6 protein-coding genes are annotated in these 9769 nt (G+C 60.6%); 1 reads left to right on the top strand and 5 read right to left on the bottom strand.

Going from position 1 to position 9769, the window contains the following annotated elements:
- Positions 1–142 precede the first annotated feature (142 nt).
- Entirely contained in the window at positions 143–1099 is a 957-nt protein-coding gene (locus tag ASC74_RS14260; RefSeq protein ID WP_056741959.1) for an alpha/beta hydrolase, read from the top strand.
- Between the two features lie 310 nt (positions 1100–1409).
- On the opposite strand, the gene ASC74_RS14255 is transcribed toward ASC74_RS14260, so the two are convergent.
- The 5 genes from ASC74_RS14255 to pvdM form a co-directional block, all read right to left on the bottom strand.
- On the bottom strand, positions 1410–3887 hold the full coding sequence (locus ASC74_RS14255) for a TonB-dependent siderophore receptor (protein ID WP_056741958.1): 2478 nt from the start codon (positions 3885–3887) through the stop codon (positions 1410–1412).
- A gap of 286 nt (positions 3888–4173) precedes the next feature.
- A complete protein-coding gene (locus tag ASC74_RS14250) occupies positions 4174–5823 on the bottom strand; it encodes a cyclic peptide export ABC transporter (protein WP_056741957.1) in 1650 nt (549 codons plus the stop codon).
- 267 nt (positions 5824–6090) lie between these two features.
- The gene (gene pvdO / locus ASC74_RS14245; protein WP_056741956.1) at positions 6091–6969 is read right to left on the bottom strand and encodes a dihydropyoverdine dehydrogenase; all 879 of its coding nucleotides are present in this window, start codon (positions 6967–6969) and stop codon (positions 6091–6093) included.
- Positions 6970–6991: 22 nt separating this feature from the next.
- A complete protein-coding gene (pvdN, locus tag ASC74_RS14240) occupies positions 6992–8272 on the bottom strand; it encodes a pyoverdine-tailoring periplasmic protein PvdN (RefSeq protein WP_056741955.1) in 1281 nt (426 codons plus the stop codon).
- Positions 8273–8302: 30 nt separating this feature from the next.
- Positions 8303–9652 (bottom strand): pyoverdine-tailoring dipeptidase-like protein PvdM, encoded by a 1350-nt coding sequence (gene pvdM, locus ASC74_RS14235; protein WP_056741993.1) that lies wholly within the window; start codon positions 9650–9652, stop codon positions 8303–8305.
- Positions 9653–9769: the final 117 nt, after the last annotated feature.

The following is a 9769-nucleotide window of genomic DNA, read 5'->3' as shown; positions in this document are numbered from 1 at the left end:
GTGTCAGGCAACATCAATGTCACCTGAGATGGCCTCTTCGCGAGCAAGTCGGATCGCCGCACCGCCGCTCCCACAGGGTTCTCGCTGGCTTCAAGATTGTGTATTGCCCGGTTATTTACCTATTTGTGTGAAGGATTTTCCCATGGCTGTTTTGCCAGAACTTGAAGCATTTCTAGAACTCGCCGAGTTCGGCCGGATGACCGGCAAAAGTCGCGCGATGCATGAACAGTCGCCGCAACAGGCGCGGATCGATTTCGAAGCGTCGTCGGGGTTTCTCGATGTGCCGCTGGACAGCGTTGCCTGCGAGGACTTCACCATCGCTGCGCGAGATGGCCACAGCCTGTCGGCAAGGGTGTATCGCGACGGGCAATCGGTCGATGGGCTGCAACCGGTGGTGTTGTATTTCCATGGTGGCGGCTATGTAGTCGGCAGTCTCGATTCCCATGATGCGTTGTGTCGGCGGCTGGCTTCCCAAGGTGGTTTTGCCTTGTTGACGGTGGATTATCGCCTGGCGCCGGAATGGCGGTTCCCGACGCCGGTGCAGGATGCCTGCGATGCGGGTAACTGGCTGTTGCGTGAAGGCGCGGCACATGGCCTGGACGCAACGCGGGTGGCCGTGGCCGGTGACAGCGTGGGCGCGACGCTGGCGACGGTGTTGTCGATCATGGCGGTGCGTGAACCTGAGGAACTGGCGTTGAAACCCAAGGCGCAATTGTTGGTGTACCCGGTGGCGGATGCCACCACCAAGCGCGCGTCGCATCGGGATTTCGCCGAGGGTTATTTGCTGGAGACGCCGACGCTGGATTGGTTCTATGCGCATTACGGACGTACGCCAGAGGATCTGGCAGATTGGTGCTGCTCGCCGTTGCTGGCGGAGGATTTGTCAGGCGTGGCGCCGGCTCTGGTGTATTTGGCCGGGCATGATCCGTTGCATGACGAAGGGTTGGCGTATGCGGATCGGCTGCGAGCGGCGGGGAATGAGGTGACGTTGCTGGAACAGCCTGGGATGACCCATGACTTTTTGCGCATGGCGGGGTTGTTGGGGGAAGTGGAAGGGATTCACTCGGAAGTGGCGGGGTGGGTGCGTTCGCGGCTTTGAATGACCGCGTTTAAACATGGCTTGAGCCGGCGTGTTTGAACCGGGCACTGGATCAGCTCGACCCACTTGAGTAATCACTGCCGGGTTTTTTGTGTTTGATCAGTGGGATCTCTGATGGGGCGACTGCCGCCATCGCGAGCAAGCTCGCTCCCACATTTGATCTCGGTCGTACGCAGGCTTTGTATCTAACCAAGATCCACTGTGGGAGCGAGCTTGCTCGCGATGAGGGCATCACAGACGACACAAATCTCACAGCCAAAAAAATGCCCGTATCTCGCGATACGGGCATTTTTCATTTCAGCTCAGCCACTCAGAAATCATATTTCGCAGTGATCTGCAGGTTACGCGGCTCGCCGTAGAACGTGGTGCCGAAGTTGCCCAGGCCGGTCAGGTACCTCTTGTCGAAGACGTTGTTGGCATTGGCGGTGAAGCTCAGGTGTTCGTCGTACTGATAACGGGTCATCAGGTCCACGAGGGTGTAGCCGCCTTGTTTGAGAGAGGTGCTGCCGCCCTCGCCACCGCCCACGTTGGGGCTGTAGCTCTGGCCGTAAAAAGCGCTCTGCCAGCTGATGCCGCCACCGACGGTGAACTGGTCCAGCGCGCCGGGCAGACGGTAAGTGGTGAACGTACGAATCACGTGTTCCGGTTTGCTGGTGGCCAGCGGGAAACCGAAGATGCGCTGTTCGTCCTTGTCACGGGTGCGGGCGTAGGTGTAGCCGGCAGACACGTTCCAGTCCTGAGCCAGTTCGCCGGCCAGTTCCAGTTCCACACCATTAGTGGTGGCGCCGTCGGTGGCCTTGAAAATGCCGTCGCCGGTATTCAAATCGGTGCCGATCGATTGAGCGACGTTGTCCTGCTCAATGCGGAAGAAGGCCAGGCTGGCGTTCAGTTTGCCTTCGAAGTAAGCCGCTTTCAGGCCGGTTTCGTAGCTGTCGCCTTCGACCGGTGCCAGGGTCGAACCGTTGATGTCCTTGTTGATCTGAGGTTGGTAGATCTTGGTGTAGCTGGCGTAGACCGAGTAGGTATCGTTCAGGTCATAGACCACACCGGCGTAAGGCGTGACAACGCCGTGTTCCTTGTAGCTGGCGTGGGTGTCGGTGAGGGTGCCGCCCGGATAGTACGAGTAATCCTCGTTGTACTTGAAGGTGCTCAGACGGCTGCCGAGGATGAACGACAGGTCGTCGGTCGGACGCAGGCGCGTGGCCAGGTAAAGACCGTTCTGGCTCTGGGTGCGGTCGTACTTGCCGTTTTTCGGGAACTCCTGTTTCGGCAGGCTACCGTTCCAGTCATAGATGCTGCCCGGCACCAGTTCGAAGGCGCTGGTGTCGTACGTTGCGCCGGTCTGGCGCGAGTGGGACGCCATGAAGCCGGCCACCAGTTCGTGCTCGCGACCGCCCAGGGTGAACGGTCCGGAGACGTTCACGTCAGCCGTGTTCTGCACGCGATGACCTTCCCAGCGACCCCAGTAAAGGAAATTGCCTTCGCCCGTGGCGCGGTCCGCAGAACCCCCGCTGGCCGAGGCCAGTTGGGTATCGTGATCGGTGGTTTTCTGGTCGAAGCTGGCCTTGAACTTCCAGTCATTGGCCAGTGCCTGTTCCAGCGACGAGAAGTAGGTGACGCTGTCGAAATCACGACGGCTCCAGTCGGCGCCGGGGTTGAAACTGCGAGAGAAGTCGGTACGGCCGCCGTCGGTGAAGTACGGCGCGTTACCGGTCCAGGAGCTGCCGCGCGGGGTGGCACTGGACTTGTCGACGCCGAGGGTCAGCAGGGTGTCGTCCGTCAGGTCGGCTTCGAGGATGCCGTAGAACAGGTCTTTCTTCTGGCTGTAGTGGTCGATGTACGAGCCTTTATCCTGGAGGGCGCCGACGAAGCGGCCGCGCACGCTGCCGGACTCGTTCAGCGAACCGGAGATGTCGCCTTCGGTGCGGTAGTTGTCCCAGTAACCGGCGGTGGCACTGACCGAAGCCTTGAATTCCTTGGTCGGTTTCTTGCGCACCAGGTTGACGGTGGCGGACGGGTCGCCCGCGCCGGTCATCAGGCCGGTGGCGCCTTTGATCACTTCGACGCGATCGAGGCTGGCAGCGTCGTCGCTGTTGTTGGGGTTCTCACCGTAAACGCCGTCGTACGGGAGGTTGATGCCATCGTACTGAAAGTTGGTGATGGCGAAGCCACGGGCGGAAAACTCGGTACGGTCACTGTCGTACTTCTGCGCCGTGACGCCAGGGGTGTTGCGCAATACGTCGCCGACGCTCTTGGCGCCGCGATCGTCCATTTGCTGACGCGTCACCACGGTCACCGATTGCGGTGTTTCGCGAAGGGTCAGCGGCAGTTTGGTCGCGGTGGTGGTGGCGCCGGTGGTGTAGGAACCGGTGTCTTCAGTGGTCAGGCCCAGGGCCTGGCCGGAAATGGTGGTCGCGCCCAGTTGCAGGCTCGAGCCGCCGCCAGACACCAGGGTGACGCTGTTGCCGTTGATCTGGAACGAGATGCCGGTGCCTTGCAGCAGGGCCTTCAGGGCATCGGACGGTTCCAGTGAACCGGACACCGCGCGAGACTTGATCCCGGCAACCTGATCCGGGCTGTAGAGGATTTGCAGATTGGTCTGCATGCCCAGTTCGGTCAGCGCGTTGGAAAGCGATTGACCTGCAATGTTCACTTTTACAGGTGCCGCATTGGCCATCGAGCTCCCCAGCAAGGTGGCGGTCAGCAGTACGCTAGTGAACAGGGTGCGATGCAAAGTCGGGCGCTGTACGGCTAGCGCGAGAGGTGTGCGGGGTGTTTGAGGTCGCATTACTTACCTGAGCTCCTGAAAAAGTGTTGTGCAGAGTTTTTGTTAATAGGAATGATTATTAGACGCAGCACGAACGTAAAACCGGAAAGAAACCGGAGAAATAAAACTCTTGAAGGCCGCCGCAACGCGATCTATGTAGCAGCTGGCGAAGCCTGCGTTCGGCTGCGAAGCAGTCGTAAAACCAGAATCCGCGGTGCATCAGGAAGACCACGCGAGCCGAAATGGCGACTGCTGCGCAGCCGAACGCAGGCTTCGCCAGCTGCTACACAGACCGCGGTTTTCTGTTTCAGGCGGGGGCGGGCTCGGTGACGACCCGTCCGCTTTCCATGCGCACCAGTTGGTCCGCCACGTCGAAATAACGGTCATCGTGGGAGATCACGATGATGGTCTTGCCCAGGCGTTTAAGGTCCGGCAGCAGCTCGGTATAGAAGATCCGGCGGAAGGTCGGGTCCTGGTCAGCCGCCCATTCATCGAACACCAGCACCGGACGTTCCTCCAGCCAGGCATTGACCAGGGCCAGGCGTTTGCGCTGGCCGGTGGAGAGGTCGGTGGTGGTGAAGTTGCCGTCCTTGACGCTGACCTTGTGCGCGATCTCCAGCCGTTGCAGGTATTTGTTGGCGTCTTCGGGGATGTGCGTATCGCCCTGGACCACATCATCGAACAGGTAATAGTCGGCAAAAATCGTGGTGAACAGCTGGCGATAGTCATCGCGGTTCTGCGCGTCGATCGCCTCGCCATTGACGCGGATTTCTCCCTGTTGAGGTGTGTACAGACCCAGCAGTAGCTTGATCAGCGTGGTCTTGCCGCAACCGTTCTCGCCGACAATAAAGGTGATGTCGCCTTGCTTGATCGTCAGGTTCACCGGCCCGAGCTGGAAGGGCGCAGCGCCTTCGACCGCCGGGAAGCTGAAACGCACATCGGCCAGTTTCAGTTCGTGCACCGCTCGCTTGACGTTGCCTTTATCGCTGAGCAGCAGATGAGGTTCCGGGGTGGAAAACTGCTCCGACAGTTCGGCGATGCGGCGGAAGGCGATCTGCGCGCGACTGACAATCGGCAAGGTGCTGATCAAATGCTCCAGCGGGCCTTTCATATAAAGCAGCACCAGCACGAAGCCGCTCATCACGGTTTCATCGGCACTCGGCCAAAAGGTTTGCAGCGCGAGGGCCAGGCCGATGACCACGAAGAACAGCATCGAGCCGAAGGTCTTGGCGATCACGAAAGTGTTGATGGAACGCACTTGGGTGTTGCAGATGAACTCGGCCGTAGCCTTGATGCCCGAGACGAACATGCGCTGGCGGCGTGGGCGATGAATGCGCAGTTCCTTGGCACCTTCGGCAATCGCGTTGTAGTGCTTTTGCAGTTCATCTTCGGCCTCACGGGCGGCCATGAAACCCTGCACCCCTTTGCTCTGGGCGTAGGCCTGAATCGCCGTGCCGATCAGGATGGCGGCGACCATGATCAGGAACATCGGCCACGACAGAATGGCCAGGTAGCCCATGCAACCCAGGGTCACGGTGACGGAAATGGCCAGCGGCGCGAAGGCGAAGGCGAAGTCGCTGATGGTGTCGACGTCGTGGGTCAGCACCGGGATCAGGCGGTGGCTGCGATAGCGCTCGATCTGTTCGATCGGTGCCGACAGGACCTTTTCCCCCAACTGTTTACGCAGCTTGGCGATGATGTGCTGGCCGACATAGTTGGTGCCGATGTCCGAGCAGATCGAACTGGCCAGCGCCAGCAGGCACAGGCCGGCGAACAGAGCGACCACGCCTTGGGTCAGGCCGGTGTCCGAATGCAGGGCGTTGTTGATGGTCGCCAGCAATACCGTGACGCTCAGGCCGCCGACCATGCCCAGGAAAATGGACGCGGCGACGATGAGCCGAAAGGGTTTCAACAGGGCGAACAATTCGCCGATGGCGCCACGGGTAGGCTGGGTCATGGAAGACAGTTCCTTGGGTCGTGAAGGCAGATACCCAGTAGAACGTCTGGTGAAAGGCTTAATTTAGAAGGGCGCCGACTGGCGGTGATCTGATGATTGCCGTCATGTCAGTGGATGGCGATGTTGACTGAAAGTCCGCCTTCGCGAGCAAGCCCGCTCCCACATTAGATCTCCAGCGAACACAAAATTGGTGAACGCCTGAAATCAAATGTGGGAGCGGGCTTGCTCGCGAAGAACGATTACACGGTTCGTCTGACACCAACTGGTTTATAGGTCGCGCACGATGCGAAATCCCATCCAGTCGCCGCGCTCTTGCGGGTACTGGCTGTTGCGGTTGCCTGAGCGGGAGAACACCGGCGCTTCACCCCAGTCGTTGCCGCGAATCCGCACGGCTTCGCATTTGGGCTCGACCCAGGCGCTGCCATCGGTGGGCGCACCGACGTAGTCCGGGTGTTCGCAGTCTTCGACCCATTCGTAAACATTGCCGTGCATGTCGTACAGGCCGAAGGCATTCGGCGGGTAGCTGCCCACTGGCGAGCTGAAGCTGTAACCGTCCGCAGGGCCATAGGTGTTGGCGTGTTTGCTGATGCTGTATTCCTTGCCCTCATCGAACGGGAAGGGGAACGGCCCTTTGCTGCCACCGCGCGCGGCATATTCGCGTTGGGCCTCGCTGACCATGCGGTACGTCTGCCCGGTTTTTTTCGACAGCCAGGCGACGTAGTTTTTCACGTCATCGAAGTTCATGCACACCGCCGGCTGACGCGGACTTTGCGGATAACGCGGCTTGCTGGCGACGCACTCGCGACCCGGCCGGGTGTCGCCATTGGCAATGGTCACGCCACTCTCGCGCACGTAGCTGTCCCATTCACCGGCGGTGACCTGGAAGCGGCTCATGGCGAACGGTTTGGCAAAGGTCACCTCGTGCATCGGACCTTCATCGGGTTCGCGCCCGACTTCGTCATCGGGGGTGCCCATGGTGAAGGTGCCGACGGGCAGCACGACCATTTCCGGGCAGTCCCGGCAGTCCTTGAACACTTTGCCCGGTTGCGCCGTTGCCGCGGCTTGCGCGGTAGCAGGCAGCAGGCCGGCCATGAGGGCTGTCAGTGTGAGTGCCTTGAGCGGCGGGGTCAGCAGATCACGGTTCATGAATCATCTCGATTAAAGGAAATCACAGGCTCATGCTCAACGCGGCCATGAAACGGTCGATATCGTTTTCGGTGTTGAGCAAGCCGGGGGCGATGCGGATCACCGGGCCGACGTCGCGGTCCACCGAGTCGCAGACCACGCGGTTTTCCATCAGCTGGACGGCGACTTTTTCGCAGTCGCGATCCTTGACCCGGAAGAAGGTAAAACCGGCCGACAGGTCCGGGCTCATTGGCGTCACCAATTCGATCTGCGGGTGCTCCAGCAAGCGGTTTTTCGCATAGGTATTGAGCGCGTGGATGCGCGCCTGCACCTCGGCCTTGCCCAGGTCCAGGTGCAGCTTGAAGGCTTCGTTCAGGGCCCAGCGATGTTCGAAGCTGTGATAGCCACCGGGGGTCATGAGGGTCGAGAAGGTGGTGGCTTCGGAGAACGTTGGAATGGTCGGCGTCACGTCCTTGAGCTCGGTCGAACGGGCGCAGATGATCCCGGTACCGCGCGGGCCGAACATCCATTTGTGCGTGCCGGCAATGAAGAAATCGCAGTGCATGTCGGGGAAGTCGAGGTCCTCGACGCCGAAGCCATGGACGCCGTCGACCACATACAGGATGCGGTCCTTTTCCTCGCGGTTGCGATTCTGTTCGTCCACCAGTTTGCCAATCTCGCCGATCGGCAGTTTCACGCCACTGCCCGATTGCACCCACGTCATGCCGAGCACTCGGGTTTCGGGGCGAATGCCTTTGGCAATCGAGCCCAGCACTTCATCCACGGAAATGCTGTGGCTGTTCTCGAACAGCTTGAGCTTGCGAACCTTGACCCCGTCCTTTTGCTGGCGATACCCCAGCGCATAGTTCGTTGCGTAATGTTCGTGTTCGCTGGTGAGGATTTCCTGGTCGGGGCGCACATGGATGCCGCCGTAGATCAGGGAAAGGCCTTCGGTGGTGCTGCCGGTGAGGGCGATCTGCTCGGGCTTGGCCTTGAGGTAGCGACCGGCCCAGACGCGCACTTCCTGCTCGCGCTTTTCGGTTTCTCCCAAGTCCCAGTCCATGGCCCGGCCGGGGTTGCGGTCGAGGTTGGCGCGGTGCATGTCGATCGCTTCACGCACCGGCCTTGGGTGTGAGGTCACCAGAAAGTTGGCGAAGTGCAGGTAGTCCGGGTCCTGATTGAACATCTGTCGCAGTTGCGCCCATTTATCCTTCGGCAGCGGCGCCGGATTGGCAGCCAGCGCCGGCAGGTTCACGGCAGCGCCCAAGGGCAGGCCAGCCGCGAGAATGCCGGCCTGTTTGAGGAATGAACGACGGTTGGTCATGAGCTCGGTTCGCTTCTGCAAAAGAGAGAATCAGTTTTTCGCCACAGGCTTGGAGGACTTCTGCACCTGGTCCCAGACCCGCAGGAAGTTGCCGCCCCAGAGCTTGGCGATATCGGCTTCGCCGTAGCCGCGACTGATCAGCTCGGCTGTCACGTTGCGGGCCTCGCTGACATCCTTCCAACCGTCCAGGCCGCCACCGTCGTTGAAGTCGGAACTGATGCCGACATGGTCGATGCCGATTTTCTTCACCGCGTAGTCGATCGCGTCGCCGTAGTCCTTGAGCGTGGCCTTGGGCTCCTCGTCGACGATGGCGTAGAGCTGACTGGCGTACTCGCCGAAACGTTGTTCGGACCAGACGGTGATCACCGGGTCCCCCGGCATCAGTGCCATCTCCAGGCCTTGCAACGGTTGCAGGTCGAAGCGTGCGCGCAGGGCGTTGAGTTTGTCCTGGGTGGTCTGGCTGAGCGGGCGGATGTAGGTCGGGAAACCGACAATCTGCACCACGCCGCCGCTGTTCTTGATCAGCTGCATTTCCTGGTCGCTGAGGTTACGCGGGATGTCTACCAACCCTCGGGGTGCCGAGTGGGACGCGACCATCGGTGCACGGCTCAGTTGGGCAACTTGCTCCAGCGCCTTGGTCGACATCTGCGAGACGTCGATGATCACGCCGAGGTCGTTGAGGCGGTGCACGGCCTGCTTGCCGATCTCCGAGAGGCCGCCGAGGGCGTCGCGGGAATCGTTGAAAAACGGCAGCGGCCGGGACGAATCAGCCCAGGCGTTGTTGCCCACATAGCTGAAGCCGAACATGCGCATGCCGCGCGCCGCCCACTTGTCCAGAGCGTTCAGGTCATTGCCCAGCGGATAGGCGTTGAGCATGCTCATGAAGATCGCGAACTTGCCTTCGCCATGCAGGCGTCGGAAGTCGTCGGGGGTGTAGGCGATGGCAACCTGATTAGGGAAGTCGCGAACCAGTGTGCTGATGATTTTGTAGCGGGTTTCCTGCTCGAACCGTGCTTCGTCGACGAAACCAGCGGTGGGGCGGTGCGGGGCGTTGGCGCCGTTCCAGATTTCCGGCCAGCCGAAAATCGTCAGGGCCGCACCGGACAGGCGTCCACGCCCGGTCTTGACCAGGTCGAACTGCCCGGTGCCGTCCTTGTCGGCTTCATTGCCGGCGGTGCCGAAGTCCAGCGGGACGGTGACGTGGCTGTCGAAGGAGAGGATTCGCTCGTGCAGCTCATCGGCCTGTTTCATCACCTTGACCGGGTAACCGGGATTGTCCTTGAACCAGTAATCCCAGGCCGCAAAGCCTGCACCGGCGCTGATTGCCAGGGCCAGCGGCAGGCCGATGTAAAGAGCCTTTTTCGAACGTGGTTTTGTCATGTTCATCTCAGTCAGGTTCGTTGCCCCGGTGTGGAGGGCTTTGCTATCTGGGATGGACGAGTGATCCCGTTGGAAATTTAGGGTGGAGCTGATGGCCTCTTCGCGAGCAAGCCCGCT

The sequence above is a fragment of the Pseudomonas sp. Root329 genome (assembly GCF_001424925.1).
GTDB lineage: Bacteria > Pseudomonadota > Gammaproteobacteria > Pseudomonadales > Pseudomonadaceae > Aquipseudomonas > Aquipseudomonas arabinosi.
This window is presented reverse-complemented; position numbering and strand designations above follow the sequence as displayed.

Excerpts from the sequence above, each read along its gene's own strand:
- ASC74_RS14260 (WP_056741959.1), top strand. The coding sequence starts at position 143 with ATGGCTGTTTTGCCAGAACTTGAAGCATTTCTAGAACTCGCCGAGTTC.
- ASC74_RS14255 (WP_056741958.1), bottom strand. The coding sequence starts at position 3,887 with ATGCGACCTCAAACACCCCGCACACCTCTCGCGCTAGCCGTACAGCGC.
- ASC74_RS14250 (WP_056741957.1), bottom strand. The coding sequence starts at position 5,823 with ATGACCCAGCCTACCCGTGGCGCCATCGGCGAATTGTTCGCCCTGTTG.
- pvdO (WP_056741956.1), bottom strand. The coding sequence starts at position 6,969 with ATGAACCGTGATCTGCTGACCCCGCCGCTCAAGGCACTCACACTGACA.
- pvdN (WP_056741955.1), bottom strand. The coding sequence starts at position 8,272 with ATGACCAACCGTCGTTCATTCCTCAAACAGGCCGGCATTCTCGCGGCT.
- pvdM (WP_056741993.1), bottom strand. The coding sequence starts at position 9,652 with ATGACAAAACCACGTTCGAAAAAGGCTCTTTACATCGGCCTGCCGCTG.